This window comes from Ruegeria sp. CDSC052 (genome assembly GCF_059610685.1).
Map to the genome: position 1 here is coordinate 116,110 of NZ_JBXWOB010000005.1, position 18,460 is coordinate 134,569.

Below are 18,460 nucleotides of genomic sequence, written 5' to 3' on the forward strand. Positions count from 1 at the left end.
CCGCGCGCTGCCGAAACGACCCCGGGATTACCGATGCGCCGGGGTCCGTCCCCGGGTGTCATATGATTTTGAATTTCGCGTGCGAACTGTGCTTGACGACACCTTGGGCATGGCATAAACCAGCCACCGCTGAGCGGGCGTCGTATACTGGCTATTACCTCAGCCTTCCAAGCTGATGAAGCGGGTTCGATTCCCGCCGCCCGCTCCAAATCAGCCCCAAAAGTCTGCGTCAAATAGCCTTTCGTTTGGGCCATTCGGCTGCACCGCTTGACCCGGCGGGTTGTAGACGCCAAGAAGCGGGATACCGGAATTCGAACACGATGTAAGGGCCTGACATGGCAAAACCCGTCTCAGCCAGTCCAGCAGCAAAACCCGCACCCGGTGCGGCTGAGGAACGGGCCAGGTCCAGGAAAATCGGTGTTCTGGCTTCGCTCTGGCCATTCATGAAGCCTTATCGATTGCAAATGATTGGGGCCTCTTTGGCCTTGGTTCTGACCGCCAGCATGACGCTGACATTGCCTTTGGCTGTCCGCCGTGTGGTCGACAACTTTCGGATCGAAGACGGAGAGCTACTGGATTGGTACTTTCTGGCGGCGCTGGGCATCGCCGCGATTCTGGCCGTCGGAACAGGTATCCGCTACGCGCTTGTTACGCGCCTGGGCGAACGCGTTGTCGCCGATATCCGCAAAGCCGTTTTTGATCGCGTCATCGGGATGAGCCCCGAATTCTATGAACGTATCATGACGGGTGAGGTGCTGAGCCGGATCACGACCGACACCACGCTGATTCAATCCGTGCTGGGCTCGTCAGTCTCGATCGCTCTACGCAATATGTTGATGTTTCTGGGCGGGCTTGTGCTGATGCTGCTGACCTCGGCCAAGCTGACCGGGATGGTCTTGCTGCTGATTCCGCTGGTTGTAGTTCCGATACTGGTATTGGGGCGGCGCCTGCGGGTTATTAGCCGGGAAAACCAAGACTGGATCGCAGCCTCATCGGGCAACGCCGGTGAAGCGCTGAGCGCAGTTCAAACCGTTCAGGCCTTTACCCATGAGCAGGCCAGCCGAAATCAGTTCGGTGAGATGACCGAAACGTCCTATACTGTCTCGCTGCGCCGAATTCAGACCCGGGCCGTGCTGACCGTCATCGTTATATTCCTGGTGTTTTCCGGAATCGTGGGCGTGTTGTGGATGGGGGCGAATGATGTCCGCAACGGTGTCATGACCGAGGGCGTTCTGATCCAGTTCGTGATCTATTCGATCATCATGGCCGGTTCGGTTGCGGCCCTGTCCGAAATCTGGAGCGAATTGCAGCGTGCGGCCGGTGCGACCGAGCGGTTGGTCGAGCTGTTGAATGCTCAGGACACCGTGAACGATCCCGGCCAGGCGCAAGCTTTCCCCGCGCCCGTGCGCGGCAAGATTCGGTTCGACGATGTGACTTTCCGCTACCCGGCGCGTCCGGATGTCGTGGCGTTGAATGAACTGTCGCTGACAGTCAACCCCGGGGAAACCGTCGCATTTGTCGGCCCCTCGGGGGCCGGAAAAACAACCGTGATCCAGATGATTCAGCGATTCTATGATCCTGACTCGGGACGCGTTTGTTTGGATGGTATTGACCTGCGAGATTTGGATCGTTCCAATTTCCGCCGTCATATGGCACTTGTGCCTCAGGATCCCACGATATTCGCAGCATCGGCGCGCGAAAATATCCGATTTGGGCGGCTCGATGCGACGGATGCCGAGGTTGAAGACGCAGCCCGCGCAGCTGCGGCCCACGAATTCATCTCGACGCTGCCCGAAGGCTATGACAGCTTTGTAGGAGAGCGAGGCGTCATGCTGTCCGGGGGACAAAAACAGCGGATCGCCATCGCCCGCGCCATTTTGCGCGATGCTCCGATCCTGTTGTTGGATGAGGCGACATCGGCATTGGACGCTGAAAGCGAGCGCGCTGTGCAAGGGGCTGTCGACAGGTTGCGTGCAGGGCGGACGACGCTGATTGTTGCGCACAGATTGGCAACCGTGAAAAAAGCCGACCGCATCATCGTCCTGGAGAACGGGCAGATCGTTGCGCAGGGAACGCATGACGATCTGGTATCGCAGGATGGGCTGTACGCGCGTTTGGCACGGTTGCAATTTACCGATGGTGTTGCAGCAGAGTAACCTGATGGCGAGATATTTTGTTTTGCGCCCCAGCGTCATTCTACATTCTGGGTTGTTCTGCCGTTAAGCCCTTACTTGCACATGAGCGGGTTTTACTTTCATCCTAGATGAGAGCCTGCGCGTGACGCAGTAAAAGTACAGGGAGGAACTAATGGCATTCGCGGGATTAGACGATAAGGCAAGAATAGAAAATGAAATGCCGTGGGAGGATCGAGACGTACCGGTAACCTTTCATCAGTTACTTTCTCGAACGGCGGCCAAGTTCCCCGACCACAAGGCCATTAGCTTTCAGCTGTTTTCCGGCCCAACCGATAAGGCCGAGACACTGACGTGGTCTGATCTGCTGGGTAAGGTCAATCAGGCCGCCAATCTTTTCAGATCTCTGGGTATCGGTGAAAACGATGTGGTGGCCTATGTGCTGCCCAACTGCAACGAAACTCTGGTGACCCTCATGGGAGGGGCCGTCGCAGGGATCGTGAACCCGATCAACCCGTTGTTGGAGCCCGAGCAAATCGCAGCAATTTTGCGCGAGACGAAAGCCAAGGTTGTTGTGACGCTAAAGTCATTTCCCAAAGCCGATGTTGCACAGAAGGTGGAAGAGGCCGTACGCCACGCGCCCGGTGTGAACACAATTTTGGAAATCGACCTGAATCGCTATCTGACGCCTCCGAAATCGTGGATCGTGCCCCTTGTGCGTCCCAAAATGGGCGACAAGGCTAAATTGGCTCATGCGGACTATTTGAATTTCAGCAAAGAGCTGGCGAAACAGCCCAAGACACTGACATTCGAAGACAGTAAATCAGACCGTGTTGCGTGCTATTTCCATACTGGTGGTACAACCGGCATGCCCAAGGTTGCACAACACAAATATTCCGGCCTGATCTATAATGGCTGGTGTGGTGGCACCTTGTTGTTCGACGAAAACGATGTGGTCATGTGCCCACTGCCCATGTTCCACGTCTTTGCTGTGCATGTGATCGTCATGGCTGCGGTGAGTTCGGGTGCGCATGTGGTCTTCCCGACGCCTCAAGGATATCGCGGGGATGGCGTTTTCGACAATTTCTGGAAACTGATCGAGCGTTGGAAAGTCAGCTTTATCATCACGGTTCCGACAGCGATCTCTGCCAAAATGCAGCGCCCTGTCGACGCTGATATCTCGTCAGTGAAAACGGCCTTCTCAGGCTCGGCTCCTTTGCCGGTTGAACTGTTCCGTCGCTTTGAAGAGGCCACCGGCGTCACTATAGTCGAAGGCTATGGCCTGACCGAAGCCACCTGCCTTGTGTCGTGCAACCCGGTGGATGGCGAAAAGAAGATCGGTTCGATTGGCGTTCCGTTCCCTTATACGGATGTGAAAATCCTGCAGGATGGGCCCGACGGTCCGACCGAATGTGGAACTGATCAGATTGGTGAGATCTGTATCTCGAACCCCGGCGTATTTGCGGGCAACACGTATACAGAGGTCGAAAAGAACGTGGGCCTGTTCCACTATGACAAATATCTGCGCACCGGTGATTTGGGCCGGTTTGACGATGATGGCTATTTGTGGATCACCGGTCGTGCCAAGGATTTGATCATTCGCGGCGGGCACAATATCGACCCGGCCGAGATCGAAGAGGCGCTGTTGGGGCATGAGGCCGTGGCATTTGCCGGTGCGATCGGTCAACCAGACGCCCATGCGGGTGAAGTGCCCTGTGCCTTTGTCGAACTGGTCTCTGGGGCCAGTGTGACAGAGCAGGAGCTGATGGAATACTGCAGAGTTCACGTTCACGAGCGTGCCGCGCAACCTAAGCACATGACTATTCTGGACGAACTGCCCAAAACGGCAGTGGGCAAAGTCTTTAAGCCCGAGCTACGTAAGCAGGCGATCACACGCATCTACAATGGTGCGCTTGAAGACGCAGGCGTTGCTGCGCGTGTGGTTTCGGTTCTGGATGATAAAAAGCGCGGACTTGTCGCGCAGCTTGACGCCAACGGTTCCTCGGACGACGATGTCAGCAAAGTGCTGGGATCGTTCACCCGGCCATGGGAGTGGGCTGCCTGATCGCGGAGGGGCTATGGACTATGAACGTCTGATCGATGAAGAAACCTGGGCGTTCATAAGACGAACGGCTGAAAGCTATCCTGATGACGCGGTCGAATTGTCGATCGAAGATCAGCGCGGCGTCTATGACGTAATGTGCAAGGATTTTCGCCAGCCTCGCCCAATGGGTGTTGAAACAGAAGACAGGTGCGCCGATGGCGTGCCTGTTCGCATTTACACCGCAGGCAATCCAAGCCGGACGGTGATCTATTTCCACGGAGGCGGGTTTGTCGTCGGCGGACTGGACAGTCACGACGATGTCTGTGCCGAACTTTGTGCACAAACTGGGTATCGGGTGATTGCCGTGGATTACCGCCTGAGCCCCGAACATATTCATCCTGCCCAGTTTCACGATAGCTGGGCGGCAACCAACTGGGCGGTGCAAGAGTTCCAGGACCCTTTCGTTCTGGCGGGCGACAGCGCGGGTGGAAATCTGGCCGCCGCAGTTTCACAGCACGGACGGACGCAGTTCGACAATCTTCTTGGTCAGGTCCTCATCTATCCAGGCTTGGGCGGAGATTCGTCCCGTGGTTCCTATAAGGAACATGCCCATGCGCCTTTGCTGACGCTGGAGGATGTAAGTTTTTACGAGAAGGTGCGCTGTGGTGGAGATGTGCCGGAAAACGACCCGACATTCGCTCCATTGCATGACACGGATTTCTCGGGGCTGCCCCCAACCGTGGTGGTAACTGCAGATTGTGATCCCTTACGTGATGATGGTGCGATCTATTGCGAGCAGATCAGGGCTGCAGGTGGGCAGGCTCATTGCATCAATGAACCCGGCCTTGTGCACGGCTATCTGCGGGCGCGCACTATGGTCAAACGTGCGGCGGACAGCTTCGAGAGGATCTCGGTGGCGATAGAGGCGTTGGGCCAGCAGATCTGGCCCTACGACTGATCCCCTACTTCAAGAAGGGCTGACCGTTCATGGTTTCGGCAATCGGGGCACCCAAACGGTCCAGAATCGTGGGCGCCAGCTGTAGCTGGCCGATCACAGCATTCGCATCGGGGCCTTCGGCGTCACCGAAGTAATACAGCGCGGTTTCCTGCTGCAATGCGCCACGCCCACCGTGATGGCCACGATCGTCCTGGCCGTGATCTGCGGTGACGATGACGTCGTAACCCAACTGCCGCCAGCGCGGGATAAACGGGGCCAGCATTTCGTCCATCACGAAACAGGCATGGTCCATCTCTTCACATTCATGAAAGAACCTATGACCCATGCTGTCCAAAGTGCTGGTATGCAGCAATCCATAGTCCAAGCCATGGCGTAGGCAGAGATTGGTCAGCGTTGCGAACAGATCGACGTCACAGGGCGTCATCTGGTTTGCTTTGCCATAGCCTGTCATCGTGTGGAACCGACCATGATTGATCGTTTTGCTGTTGGGCTCGTCATATTCAACATCGCGGACATAGTCGAATGGATGGCGATTAAAGAATTGCGACCAGAAGCTGTGGGCCACAGCCCCAGTCACGCCGCCGGCTTCGCGCACTTGGCTGAAGATGTCCTTCTGACTCAGGCGGAACACGTTGCCATTGCCGGTACAGCCATGCTCCTGCGGTGTTACACCGGTATGGATCGAGGCATAGCAGCTTGCCGAGATTGACGGTAGCACAGCGCGCTTCTTCCAAACGCGCGCCTCGCCGGTGTCGACCCAGCCTTCCAGATTGCCGAACAAGCGACGGAAATTGCGCCATGGAACACCGTCCAGAATGATGAGGAGAAGTTTGCGGTCCATGCTCTGACCCTTTTTCAGATTGCTTCAGCCGACCCTAAAAGATTCGGTGCGGTCTGGCTGCCTGATCCCGCCCCGAATGGCAAAATCCCGACACCTTGATCGAATGGCGCCGGGATTTCATAAACTTACGGGAAGGGCCGGGATCAGTTCCCGGCGCTTTCCATTTTGCGGTGGGCGACGACCTCTTCCAGCCAGCCCAGATGCATTTCGGGGACAGAGCTGAGCAGTAGGTCGGTATAGTCATCAAACGGTGGGCTCAGCACCTGCGACTTGGGGCCGTAGCGGACGACTCGGCCCTGATACATCACCGCAATACTGTCGCTGATCGCGCGCACCGTTGCCAGATCGTGGGTGATGAACAGATAGGCCACATCCTCGATCTTCTGCAGGTCCAGCAGCAGTTTGAGGATACCATCCGCCACCAGCGGATCGAGCGCCGAGGTGACCTCATCACAGATGATCATCTTAGGCTTGGCCGCCAATGAACGCGCAATGCAAACACGCTGTTTCTGGCCGCCAGAAAGTTCCGCCGGATAGCGATCCATGTACTTCTCGCCCAGCTCGATCTCATCCAGCAGTTCCACGATCCGCTTGCGCTTTTCGGCGCCGCGCATGTTGAAGTAGAACTCCAGCGGGCGCCCGATGATCGTTCCAACGGTCTGACGCGGGTTCATCGCCACGTCTGCCATCTGATAGATCATCTGCAATTCGCGCAGGTCTTCACGGCTGCGGCCCTTCAGGTCGCCACTGAGCTTGCGTCCGGCGAAATTGATCTCGCCATCGCGCGGCGGAAGCAGACCGGTGATCACCCGTGCCAGCGTGGACTTGCCAGAACCGGATTCGCCCACAACCGCTAATGTTTGGCCCGGATGAAGCTCGACATTGACGTTGTGCAGCACGTCGAAATTCAGCCCCTTATAGCGCGCAGTGATCCCGTCAACTGTCAGCACTGGTTCGGATGTTGGCTTCTTTTCTTCATGTTCGATGGAGCGGACCGAGACCAGCGCCTTGGTATACTCTTCCTGCGGGTTGTTGATGATCTGATCGGTGTTGCCGTACTCAACCGTGTTACCCATGCGCAGAACCATGATGTCGTCGCTGACTTGTGCAACGACGGCCAGATCGTGGGTGATATAGAGCGCGGCAACGCCGGTATCACGAATGGCTTCCTTAATGGCCATCAGAACATCGATCTGGGTGGTTACATCCAGCGCAGTTGTCGGTTCGTCGAACACCACCAGATCAGGCTCAGGACAAAGCGCCAGTGCTGTCATACACCGCTGTAGCTGACCACCCGAAACTTGGTGCGGATAGCGATCACCAATATTGTCCGGATCGGGAAGCCCCAGCTTGGCGAACAGTTCCCGCGCGCGGGCTTCGGCCTCTTTACGCGAGAACTTCTTGTGCTCCACCGCGGCTTCGATCACCTGATCCATGATCTTCTTGGCTGGGTTGAACGATGCTGCAGCGGATTGCGAAACATATGCTACTTCGCCTCCGCGCAGATTACGGATATCGCTATGCGGGGTTTTCAGGATATCGCGCCCGTTAACCCAAACCTCTCCGCCGGTGAGTTCAACACCACCACGGCCATAGGCCATTGAGGCCAGACCAATGGTGGATTTACCGGCCCCGGATTCACCGATCAGCCCCAACACCTTGCCGCGTTCAAGGTCAAAGCTGACCCCGTGCACGATTTCGATATCATGGGGTTTTTCACCCGGTGGATAGACGGTCGCGCCGATTTTGAGGTCGCGGACCTTGAGAAGGGTATCACTCATCCCCGGCCTCCTTTCAGCGATGTGGTACGGTTCAGGACCCAGTCAGCAACAAGGTTGACCGAGATGGCGAGGGTCGCGATGGCAACAGCCGGATATAGCGCCGCGCCGATGCCATAGACGATACCGTCTTTGTTTTCCTTCACGATTCCACCCCAATCCGCCAGCGGCGGTTGGACGCCCAAACCCAGGAACGAGAGGGTCGAGATAAACAGAACCATAAAGATGAACCGCAATCCGAACTCGGCCACCAGAGGCGACAGAGCATTGGGCAGGATTTCCCGGAAGATGATCCAGATACGACCCTCACCGCGCAGCTTGGCAGCCTCAACATAGTCCATCACATTGATATCCACAGCGACAGATCGCGACAGGCGATAGGGGCGTGTGGCATCCAGCAGGCCCATCACCAGGATCAGGATCGGGACAGTCACCGGGACAATCGCCAGAATGACCAGCGCCAGGATCAGTGTCGGGATCGACATGACCAGGTCAACCGCTCGGCTGAGGACCTGATCGGCCCAGCCACCAAGAACAGCGGCCAGCAAGCCCAGCGTGGTGCCGGTGGCAAAGCTGAGGATTGTGGCAGCAGCAGCGATAAAGATGGTCGTGCGCCCGCCATAGATCATGCGAGTTAGCAGATCGCGCCCGATATTGTCCGTACCCAACAGGTGTTTGGCACTGGACGGTTCCCAGACATCACCGACCACCTCGGCCATGCCGTAAGGAGCGATCAGAGGTGCGGCGAGCGCCACGAAAAAGTACAGCCCGGTGAAAAACAGACCGATCATGGCCGAAATAGGAAGATTCTTCATCATTTCGGGTGCCTCAGTCTTGGATTGGCAAGGATGGACACGATATCGGCAACCATGTTCAGCCCGATATAGACCGCAGCGAAGACAACGCCGCAGGCCAGAACCACAGGCACGTCACGCTTGGTCACCGAGTCCACAAGATATTGCCCCATGCCAGGGTAAACGAACACCACTTCGACCACGACGACGCCCACGACCAGATAGGCCAGGTTCAGCATAACTACGTTGACAATGGGCGAAATCGCGTTGGGGAAGGCATGTCGCGCGATGACCTGAAAACTGGACAAACCTTTCAGCTCAGCCGTTTCGATATAGGCCGACTGCATCAGGTTTAGGATTGCGGCGCGGGTCATCCGCATCATCTGTGCCAATACCACCAGCGTCAGCACAAAGGCCGGCAAGGCGATTGCATAGAGCTTTTCGCCGAAGGACATCGAATCGTTGATCATCGCAAGCGAGGAAAACCAGCCCAGTTTTACGGAAACGAAGTAGATAATCACGTAGCCGATCAGGAATTCGGGGATCGAAACCGTGGTCAAGGTCACAGCTGAGATCAATTTGTCCGGCATACGGTTGCGATAGCGGACGGCCAACAAGCCAAGGAAGATAGCGAGTGGTACGGAGACGACGGCGGCGGCACAAGCCAGGAACAGCGTGTTGCCCAGGCGCTTGCCGATGCTTTCAGCGATATCCAGTTTGTTGGTCATCGATTGACCCAGATCGCCTTGAACGATCCCGCCCAGCCATTCGGCGTATCGGGTCAGGGCAGGGCGGTTCAGCCCCATTTCCTCACGTAAGTTAGCAAGAGCCTCAGGAGTTGCGGACTGTCCCAGGACGGCTTGCGCGGCGTCTCCGGGCAGGGCTTCGGTCAGGCCAAAAATCAGGGCCGAAGCGCCAAACAGCAATAGGAGTCCCAGCGCAAGGCGCTGGGAAACCAATTTGATGATAGGATGCATGATCCGTGGTCCTTATCAGGAGAACCACATCTTGCGGGACATGTTGCCGTTCATCATCTCTTGGGTCGGGTCGCTTTCCCAACCTTCCAGCTGATTGCTGACACCTTCGACGAAATCATTGAACATCGGGCAGATTACGCCGCCTTCGTCGCGGACCATCATGCCCATCTGTTTGTAGATGTCCTTGCGCTTGTCATTGTCCAGCTCGGCGCGGGCTGCAAACAGCATCTCGTCAAAGGCCGGAACCTTGAACCGCGTGTCGTTCCAGTCTGCGGTCGACAGATACGCGGTCGAATACATCTGGTCCTGCACCGGACGGCCACCCCAGTACGAGGCGCAGAACGGCTGTACGTTCCAAACCTCGGACCAGTAACCATCGTTGGGTTCACGCTTGATTTCCAGCGGGATACCAGCCTGAGCCGCGGTCTGCTGGAACAGGGCGGCCGCATCCACCGCACCAGGGAAGGCGCCATCAGCGACCTGCAGAATGATTGGTGAGCCGTCATGACCCGACTTCTTGTAATGCTCAGCTGCTTTTTCGATGCTGAATTCACGCTGCGGGATCGAACCGTCAAACAGCGGGTAGGCCGCGTTGATCGGCATGTCATTCCCAATCGAGCCATAGCCACGCAGAACCTTGTCGACCAGATCCTGACGGTTAATCGCGTGTTTCAGGGCCAAACGCAGTTCATTGTTATCAAACGGTGCCGTGTCGCAATGCATGATAAACACATAGTGGCCACGGCCTGCGGTTGAATGCACAGTCAGGTTCGGTGCGCGACCCAGCAGATCAGCAATCTTGGGCTCGACCCGGTTGATCGCGTGGACCTGACCGGATTGCAGCGCGGCGGTCCGGGCGGTTGCGTCATTGATAACAACCACTTCGACGCTGTCGAAATTGCCGTAATCGCTCCAGTGGTTGGCGAATTTCTTGAACACGTGGCGCACGCCGGGTTCGTTGACTTCCACTTGGTAAGGGCCGGTGCCAACCCCTGCGCCCGGATCTTCCATGCCGCCATCCGGCTGGATGATCAGGTGATAGTCCGCCATCAGATAGGGCAGGTCGGCATTTGGTTCATTCAGCGTAACCTGGAAATTGTCGCCATCAGCCTTCATCGATTCGATGCCGCGCATGATGCCCAGAGCACCGGATTGGGAATCCTCGTTCGAGTGACGCTCCATGGTTTTCAGCACGTCTTCGCTGGTCATGGTCTTGCCGTTGTGGAATTCCACGCCCTGACGCAGTTTGAAGGTCCAGACCCTGGCATCCGCGCTGCCTTCGACGCTTTCTGCAAGGCGCGGTTCGATCGATCCATCGGGCGCAACCTCGACCAGTTGGTCGCCGAACTGCTTGCCGTTCTGGAACGGAACCGAGCTGGCATAGGTGGCCGGGTCAAGCGAGTTGGTGGATTCCCCGCCCTGCAGGCCAAATTTCAGATCACCGCCCTTTTTCGGGCCAGCCGCGCGTGCAGCATCGGCAAACATTGTGCTGGCCATCGCAGCAGACACACCAAGTGCTGCAGCTTTCCCCATAAATTCGCGGCGGGTCAGCTTGCCAGCTGTAACCTGCTTGGCCATGTGAGTGATTTGTTCGTTCATTCAGATATCTCCCAGTGATTTATCTCGTCAGCCCCTGACGGGTTTTTTTATTGACGCGCCAGTCAAGTTAGGCGCAATTCGGTTGGTCGAGCAAGAAAAAAGTCCGGCTCAGACCTGCTTGAATTTCACATATGATTACGCGGTACGGTATCCTCCTTAGTCTTTGAAAATACCATACTGCCGTTTTCAAATGCCTTGAGTTCAGCACAGAGGTAGAAGTTTCCGGCGTCTGACCACATTTCGCAAGATGTTTCTGTACGCAGCTCTGTGCCGTCACGGATTATCTCTTGTGTCCAATGGCAATATCCGCGCGCAGATAAGGGGTCATCAGGGCGAATCGACCAACGTTCAAAGGCTGTTCCGCCATGTGTCAGGCCGTGGTGGTTGTCCGTAACAAGGCCAAAGTCATCTTCGATAATCAGATGAGTTTCCCCCGAATTCATGTCAGTTTCGACCTGTCGAGAGTTCCGGCTGTCTCGGACAGTCGTGATGTCGTGTGCGGCCTCGGCATCCGGGGGAGGGAATACATATGCCTCGCTAGCCGCGTGACGGATGGGCAGCTTGATTTGGCCCTCGGTCAGATGCAGTTCTGCAGACTCGGGCGAAGGCCAGATCAGCGGCCAATAGGCGCTGGATACCGCAATCCGCAAGCGGTGTCCCCTTGGCACCCGATAAGCGATATGGTCCAGATCCAGCGTGACCTCGTATACCTTGCCTGGGACCAATTCGGTCGGTTGCGAATGGGTATCGCGATGGCACAGGTTAAGGACACCGTATGTTATGCGTGTTGTTGCCCCATCGGGATGGACGTGATTCAAGCGCACTGCCATCTGGGCATGGGGACGGTCGGCACTGATGTGCAGGCATATTTGCGGCGCGCCCACGATGTTCAGATCATTGGCCAGTGGGGCGCTGTCGAAACAGGCCGAAAATGCATCATCCACACGCTGATCGCCCGGCATATCCGGCCCCAACCAGATGGCGCAGTATTCTCCGCCTTCCATCCCGCAGGTCTGGGGGGATCGGATGCACGTGTCCAGCGGTCCGGGTTGGTCCAGCCCAACATTAGAAATATTCAGAGTTTGAATAGGAAGATGCGAGGTCGCGCCTTTATCCTCGGTTATCCAGCAACCGGGCCGTTCCTTGTACCAGCGCTGGGGGCGTACCCCATCCATAAGATAGGCGCGATAGTCGGGTTCCTGGTCGACGCCAGTATCCTGGCCTTTCAACCAATGGTCCCACCAACGCAGGGCCTCTTGCAGAAATCCGATTCGGGGCTCCGGAACAGCAAAATGCGGATACTTGTGAACCCATGGTCCGACGATCCCCTTGACCGGAGAATCAAGCTGTTCAACCAATAAAGGCACCGTATTCTTATAGGCATCACCCCAGCCGCCAACAGCCAAAGTCGCCGCCCGGATAGCGCTGAAATCCTCGCAGACTGACCCGTGACGCCAATAGGCATCCCGAGTCTGATGGCGCAACCAGACAGAGGGCAGAAAGGGCTCGTTCTCAAGGCGGTCCAGCCACAGCTCGCGCCAGTTCGGACGCAGGGCCGGATCGGGAGCGCGCGATGAATAAGACCACATGGTCGCGCCCCAGCCGAGATTTTCGTTCAGCAGGCAGCCACCCTTGTAGTGGATGTCGTCCGCATACCGGTCGGCGGTCGAGCACAGCGTGATAATCGCCTTCAGCGCCTCTGGCTGTAGTGCCGCCACCTGCAAAGCATTGAATCCGCCCCAACTGATCCCCATCATTCCTACAGAACCAGAGCACCACGGTTGCTGCGCCAGCCACTCGATAGTTGCAACTGCATCGTCCAGTTCCTGCTGGGTATACTCATCCTCCATCAGCCCTTCGCTGTCACCATTGCCGCGCATGTCCACGCGGATGCAGGCATAACCGCGCTTGGCAAACCAAGGATGGGTCAGGGCGTCTCGTGTCGCAGTGCCGTCGCGCTTGCGATAGGGCAGGAACTCCAGAATGGCAGGTACAGGGTGGCTTTCTGCACGCGACGGCTTCCATATCCGGGCTGAAAGCCGGCACCCATCCGGCATGTGAATGCCGACATCTGGCAGGTCTTCGATGTCGAGTAGCGAATTGTCGGCTGGATTCATTCGGTCAGTCTCGGGGCCAAAAGGGATTTGGTGCAGGTGAAAATCGTCAAATCAGCCTCGGATTGCGACAATAAGGTCCATTACGTTGGTTCCGGTCGGTCCGGTGACGAAAAGAGCATTTGCGCGTTCCAGATAGCTGCCGCTGTCAGCATCCCGCAGCGCCTTTTCCGCACCATCGCCCCAAATGGTCCCGTCAACAATCGCCCCCGCGGCCTGGGTCGGCCCGTCGGTGCCGTCGGTGCCCCCGACAAGCAGCGTCAGCCCAGCAATACCCGCGATTTCTCTGGCCAACGCTAAAGCGAGGGCCTGATTGCGCCCACCCTTGCCTGGATTTCTGGGCAGCACGACAGTTGGCTCTCCACCGAAAACCATGACGCCTTCGGGCATATTGCGCAGCCGTGGCCCCAAACGGGCTGCTATGCTTTTCAGGTCATCGTGCAGGCATTCCTCATTCGCTAAAACGGGTGCGCCCTCGGCCATGGCCAGTCGGGCGGCGGCAGCACGGGCATGCTTGTTCGATGCAACGATGCGCGCAACTCCCTGAAAATCGCGCGGCTCAGGAAGTGCGCCAATGCCCGATCCGATAACGTTCAGGTCATCGCCGGGCACATCGGAAATCGCCAGAACAGTCGCCTTCGCTCCTTTGAACTGGGCCAACAGGCCAGACCCTTTGATTTGGGACAGTTTGCGCCGTTCGGCGTTCATTTCAGAGATATTCAACCCTTCCGACAGCAGTTTTCGGTTCAACTGCTCCAGATTCGCCAGCGTATTGCCGGGTACAAGGTCCTCAGCCAAAGACGAGGCCCCGCCCGAAGCCAGCAGCAGCAAATGCGAAGATGATCCCATCGACTGGACCATCTCACGCAGTGCGCGGCCCGCTTGCAGACTGCGGATATCAGGAACGGGATGAGAGGCCTCGATCACCCTGACATGGTCAGGCAGGGCGTCCCCGTGGCCATCCTTGGTGACAACCAGCGCGGGGAGGGGGCCGAAATGGTCCAGCGCTGCGCGGGTCATCGCCGCCGCAGCTTTGCCGACAGCCAGAATTTGGTTGGGTTGCTCTACATCGTTCAAGGCGGATAACGTCGCCGCATATCCACCAACCGCGTCAACCCCGGCCTGCCATATTCGGGTTGCCTTTTGCCTTTGCTCCATCAGCTTTCGACCCAGATCGTGACCGGGCCGTCATTGACCAGTTCGACGGCCATATCCGCCCCGAATTGACCGGTTTCGACAGGGACGCCAAGACCACTTAGCCGATGCGCGAAAACCTCATACAAGCGTTTTCCAACCTCTGGCGGTGCCGCTTCAGAAAACCCCGGGCGGTTCCCGCGCGAGGTATCAGCGGCAAGTGTGAACTGGCTGATTACTAGGGCCGAGCCGCCCGTATCCAGAACCGACCTGTTCATCTTGCCGGCCTCATCCTTGAATATCCGCAGCTTTGAGACCTTGTCAGCAAGCTGTTCGGCCTTTTGGTCGTCATCCCCCTGCATCGCGCAAACCAGTATCAGCAGGCCCGGACCGGTTTGTCCGATCACCGTACCCTCGACCGAGACTTTTGCCAGCGAGACCCTCTGCAACAGCGCACGCATTTGGTTCCTCCATTTGATGGTCAGTCGACCCACTCGACAAACGCGTCGGGCGCGGCGCGACTGGTTCTAAACCTGTTGGCCGGGTGGTCTTTGTCTGCATAGCCGAAAGAGATCGCACATAGGATCAGACGGTCATCCGGGATGTTGAAATATCGGTGCAGAAAAAGGCCATAGCTGGCCACTGCGGCCTGCGGAATTGTCGCTATGCCCAGAGCCTGCGCCGCCAGGGTGAAGGCCGTAACAAAGCCACCACAATCCATCGCGCCATAAGCGCCGAGTTCCGTTGGGCTGGATATGATTGCACAATGGGGCGCTCCGAAAAGGGCGAAATTCTCCATCATCTGCCGGGTGGACCCGGCGCGATCTCCGCGTTCAACGCCAACGGCTTCGTAAAGGGCCCAGCCGCATTCACGGCGGCGTTCCTGGTAGATGCCCGAATAGGAGGCAGGAAAGGGCAGGTCCGGGGATGGCGTGTCCGCGGTTACCTCATCCTGCAGAGCCTTCCGAAACTTATCGGTCTCTGGCCCGCTGGTGATGGTCACGTTCCAGGGCTGCGCATTGCACCAGCTTGGAACGCGGGCTGCGCTGGTCAGGATCTGATTAATCTGATCCTTTGGCACCGGGTCAGACAGGAAGGCGCGGCAGGAATGCCGTTGATCCAGTAGACTGTTCAGAGCGGATAGTGTCACACAGGCCTCCCCATCGGCGTTGACAGGGCGCAGGATGAGGTCAGACTGGCGGATGTTCAAGTGCTGATGCGGTTAGCCGGTCACGTCATTGCTGACCGGTTGCCACCATGTAACCAACACCGGCAGCTACCAAAAGGCCAAGGCACACGGCGACAGAGATCTTGAGCGCTGACCAGGGACGTTCCCCCTGAACGCGCCCGGTGCGGCCGTTTACTACAAACCTGTACGTCTGCCCCCGATATTTGTAGGCGGCCATCCAGATCGGCAGGAGGACATGCTTGAAGGTCACATCCCGCACATCGGTCTCAACCGCATGAACGCGCTGCCGATCGCCACCAATATCAAAGCGTACATCCCGTTCTATCACGCGGGACATATGTGTGCGGGCTTCGGTGTAGCCGTCATTCAATTCGACTGTATAGGCCTCGGCCCGAAAACCGGCGAGGTACTCAGGCTGATACGGTTCCAACGCGGGTAAATCCCAGGGTTCCAGCGCGTCGGTGTACTTCTTGGGCAAAGACTGGGATGCCAAAACCAGAACGTCATCAAAGAACCGTGCGACCCGGCCCGATTTCGGGGACCATCTCACCTTGGCGACCCTTTGTTGTACACGCTTGCCATCGCGCATGACGCTGCGTGTTTCATAGTAAACTATGCCGCGCTCGCCCCGATATGTGGATTTCGTATCCGCATCGAAGGTCCAGTATGGAACATAGATACCCTGCATCTTGCGCCCTTTGCGGGCATAATCCTTCAACCCGTTTGGGGCGAACCATAACCGTCCCAGCCAGTCTCCCATCGCCTTATGCGCAGTGCGTTCATCCAGCGCAAAGGGCAGCACGCCGCGGGGTTTGATGTGACGGCTGATGCCGGTATCCGTCACTACTGGGGTTGCGCAAAAGGGGCATTCGGCTGCGTGCGTGGCCGGGTCAAATTCAACTTGAGCCGCACAGTTGGGGCAGGTCAGAACACGCGTTTCCTCGATCTCATCGTCAGGCAGCTGATCCGAAAGCGCACTGTTGAAATCCAGCTCTTTCAGGCTGGAACCGCCCCACGGTCCGGCGCCAATTGCCTCTGAGTGACCGCAATGGTCACAGGTGAGCGTACCATCACCGGGATTGAACCGATAATCCGCCCCGCATTGATCGCAGGGAAAGCGGTGTTCGTCTACAATGTTAGGGTCGGTAGGGGCCATTGAAGTCTCGAATTTGCGTTATCGGCCAGAGGACAGGCGCATCCGGTTCAGCACCCCGTCCCGTTTGATGAAATGATGCCAGATGGCAAAGGCAGCGTGACCTAATGCGACGAACAACAGGGCATTGCCCACGGTTTCGTGGACCTCACCAGCAACATGGATACCCCCGAACCAGGCCAACATGCCGAAGATTGGCACCGCGACCATCAGCGCATAAAGCAAGAGATGTCCCAACTTTGCTGCGGTCGCCATCAGGGCCGAGCTCTCCTCAACCGGGGCAGGCGCGCCCTGTCGCCACCGTAGAAGGATGCGGACCAGGATCAGCGCAAAGACGATGCAGCCAAGCCAGACATGAGGGGTGGCCCCTTCTGTCCAGACCGTGTTGCCCTCGAGCCGGGCGTGCAGGGCCCGTCCCATGCCATCGCTGCTGATCCATTCGCCGATGATGATCACAGCGATCAGCCAGTGCAATACGATTTGGGGCTTTGAGTAGCGGTCCAAAGTAGACATTCGTTTGCTCTTTCAGAGAGGTTGCGGATACGCGTTAAACGTTGCTGCCTAAGCTTTCCGTCACTTCAGGCTCCGGGCGGGGGCGGCGGCAAGATCGTGAACAACTGCGCCAGTTCCTGTACCTCACCCGCCTTTTTCCAGCCGTCCTGACCGGCGGTCCAGACATGGGTGTCACGGGTGATCTCTCCCTCTGTCGCCATGCGGCCCATCTTGGCCTTGGAAAATGGCCCGCTGGTTTGCCCGTCAACGGCGATATGCCAGACGTGTTCCACTGGCGGAGGCGGCGGAGGCGCCGTATGCGCCGCAGGTTGCTGGGCAGCGGGGGCGGAACCGCCCCACGGACCGCTCGGCTGACCCGCTGCCATGTTCGACATCTGCTGTGCCATGGCCATGCCCATTCCCATGCCAAGGCCAGCGCCCATGCCACCGCCCTGACCGGGATTGTTGGCCGCGGCTGTCATCGCCTCAGCGGCTGAATACTGGGTGAATTTACCCAGATCACCAGCCAGCCCCATCGATGTCCGCTTGTCCAGCGCCGCTTCAACTGCGGGTGGCAGTGAGATGTTCTCGATATAAAATTCAGGCATCTCCAGCCCGTACCCGTCCAAGACCGGGGTCACTTCTGCCGCGATCAACTTGCCCAGATCGGCGGTATTGGCGGCCATGTCCAGAACCGGAATGCCTGATCCTGCGATGACCCGGCTGAATTCCTGAACGATGATATTGCGCACCTGAAAGCTGATCTCATCCATCGTGAACTCACCATCGGTGCCGACGATTTCGATCATGAATTTTGCTGGGTCTTTGACCCGGGTTGTATAAGTACCGAAAGCGCGAATGCGGGTCGGTCCGAATTCCGGATCGCGCAGCATGATCGGATTCTTGGTGCCCCATTTCAGGTCATTGAAGCGAGTCGTGTTGACGAAATAAATCTCGGATTTGAACGGAGACTGAAAGCCATGGTCCCAATGCTGCAGTGTCGTCAGGATCGGCATATTGTTGGTCTCAAGCATATAGAGACCGGGGGTGAAAACATCCGCCAGCTGCCCCTCATGCACGAAAACGGCCGCCTGGCCTTCGCGCACGGTCAGTTTGGCGCCGTATTTGATCGCATGGCCCTCGCGTTCGAACCGCCAGACCATCGTATCGCGGGTGTCGTCGACCCAGTGGATGACGTCGATGAACTCGCCGGTCAGAAAATCGAAAATACCCATTTGGGGTCTCCTTATCTTGG

15 protein-coding genes and 1 tRNA gene are annotated in these 18,460 nt (G+C 57.5%); 4 read left to right on the plus strand and 12 right to left on the minus strand.

The features are described from left to right. Positions 1-133: 133 nt before the first annotated feature. The 4 genes from AC2FIM_RS10825 (at position 134) to AC2FIM_RS10840 (ending at position 5,134) form a co-directional block, all read left to right on the plus strand. Positions 134-208: transfer RNA gene (locus tag AC2FIM_RS10825), tRNA-Gly, on the plus strand. Between the two features lie 127 nt (positions 209-335). Further along, positions 336-2,156 (plus strand): ABC transporter transmembrane domain-containing protein, encoded by a 1,821-nt coding sequence (locus tag AC2FIM_RS10830; protein ID WP_496677696.1) that lies wholly within the window; start codon positions 336-338, stop codon positions 2,154-2,156. Positions 2,157-2,307: 151 nt separating this feature from the next. After that, on the plus strand, positions 2,308-4,197 hold the full coding sequence (locus tag AC2FIM_RS10835; RefSeq protein ID WP_142636690.1) for an acyl-CoA synthetase: 1,890 nt from the start codon (positions 2,308-2,310) through the stop codon (positions 4,195-4,197). Between the two features lie 13 nt (positions 4,198-4,210). Continuing rightward, on the plus strand, positions 4,211-5,134 hold the full coding sequence (locus AC2FIM_RS10840; RefSeq protein ID WP_271949354.1) for an alpha/beta hydrolase: 924 nt from the start codon (positions 4,211-4,213) through the stop codon (positions 5,132-5,134). A gap of 4 nt (positions 5,135-5,138) precedes the next feature. Here the strand turns inward: AC2FIM_RS10840 and AC2FIM_RS10845 are convergent, their stop codons facing one another. From AC2FIM_RS10845 to AC2FIM_RS10900, 12 genes are all read right to left on the minus strand, one after another. Beyond that, entirely contained in the window at positions 5,139-5,975 is an 837-nt protein-coding gene (locus AC2FIM_RS10845) for an alkaline phosphatase family protein (RefSeq protein WP_271949356.1), read from the minus strand. A gap of 143 nt (positions 5,976-6,118) precedes the next feature. Then, the gene (locus AC2FIM_RS10850; RefSeq protein ID WP_142636696.1) at positions 6,119-7,756 is read right to left on the minus strand and encodes an ABC transporter ATP-binding protein; all 1,638 of its coding nucleotides are present in this window, start codon (positions 7,754-7,756) and stop codon (positions 6,119-6,121) included. Next, the gene (locus AC2FIM_RS10855; protein WP_142636698.1) at positions 7,753-8,568 is read right to left on the minus strand and encodes an ABC transporter permease; all 816 of its coding nucleotides are present in this window, start codon (positions 8,566-8,568) and stop codon (positions 7,753-7,755) included. The genes AC2FIM_RS10850 and AC2FIM_RS10855 overlap by 4 nt, the downstream gene beginning before the upstream one ends. After that, positions 8,568-9,524, minus strand: a complete 957-nt coding sequence (locus AC2FIM_RS10860) for an ABC transporter permease (RefSeq protein WP_142636701.1) — start codon at positions 9,522-9,524, stop codon at positions 8,568-8,570. Before AC2FIM_RS10860 ends, AC2FIM_RS10855 begins: the two co-directional genes overlap by 1 nt. Positions 9,525-9,539: 15 nt before the next feature. Continuing rightward, complete coding sequence (locus AC2FIM_RS10865) at positions 9,540-11,123, minus strand: ABC transporter substrate-binding protein (RefSeq protein ID WP_142636703.1); 1,584 nt, start codon at positions 11,121-11,123, stop codon at positions 9,540-9,542. Positions 11,124-11,248: 125 nt separating this feature from the next. After that, positions 11,249-13,240 (minus strand): CocE/NonD family hydrolase, encoded by a 1,992-nt coding sequence (locus AC2FIM_RS10870; RefSeq protein ID WP_496677702.1) that lies wholly within the window; start codon positions 13,238-13,240, stop codon positions 11,249-11,251. Positions 13,241-13,291: 51 nt separating this feature from the next. Then, the gene (locus AC2FIM_RS10875; RefSeq protein ID WP_496677704.1) at positions 13,292-14,395 is read right to left on the minus strand and encodes a DUF4147 domain-containing protein; all 1,104 of its coding nucleotides are present in this window, start codon (positions 14,393-14,395) and stop codon (positions 13,292-13,294) included. Beyond that, the gene (gene dtd, locus AC2FIM_RS10880) at positions 14,395-14,832 is read right to left on the minus strand and encodes a D-aminoacyl-tRNA deacylase (protein ID WP_496708126.1); all 438 of its coding nucleotides are present in this window, start codon (positions 14,830-14,832) and stop codon (positions 14,395-14,397) included. Before dtd ends, AC2FIM_RS10875 begins: the two co-directional genes overlap by 1 nt. Positions 14,833-14,852: 20 nt before the next feature. After that, on the minus strand, positions 14,853-15,521 hold the full coding sequence (locus AC2FIM_RS10885) for a nitroreductase (protein WP_496677707.1): 669 nt from the start codon (positions 15,519-15,521) through the stop codon (positions 14,853-14,855). Between the two features lie 85 nt (positions 15,522-15,606). Then, complete coding sequence (locus tag AC2FIM_RS10890; RefSeq protein ID WP_281972708.1) at positions 15,607-16,716, minus strand: TFIIB-type zinc finger domain-containing protein; 1,110 nt, start codon at positions 16,714-16,716, stop codon at positions 15,607-15,609. Positions 16,717-16,734: 18 nt separating this feature from the next. Beyond that, positions 16,735-17,226, minus strand: a complete 492-nt coding sequence (locus AC2FIM_RS10895) for a cytochrome b (protein WP_281994944.1) — start codon at positions 17,224-17,226, stop codon at positions 16,735-16,737. A gap of 65 nt (positions 17,227-17,291) precedes the next feature. Further along, a complete protein-coding gene (locus AC2FIM_RS10900; protein ID WP_496694759.1) occupies positions 17,292-18,440 on the minus strand; it encodes an SPFH domain-containing protein in 1,149 nt (382 codons plus the stop codon). Positions 18,441-18,460: the final 20 nt, after the last annotated feature.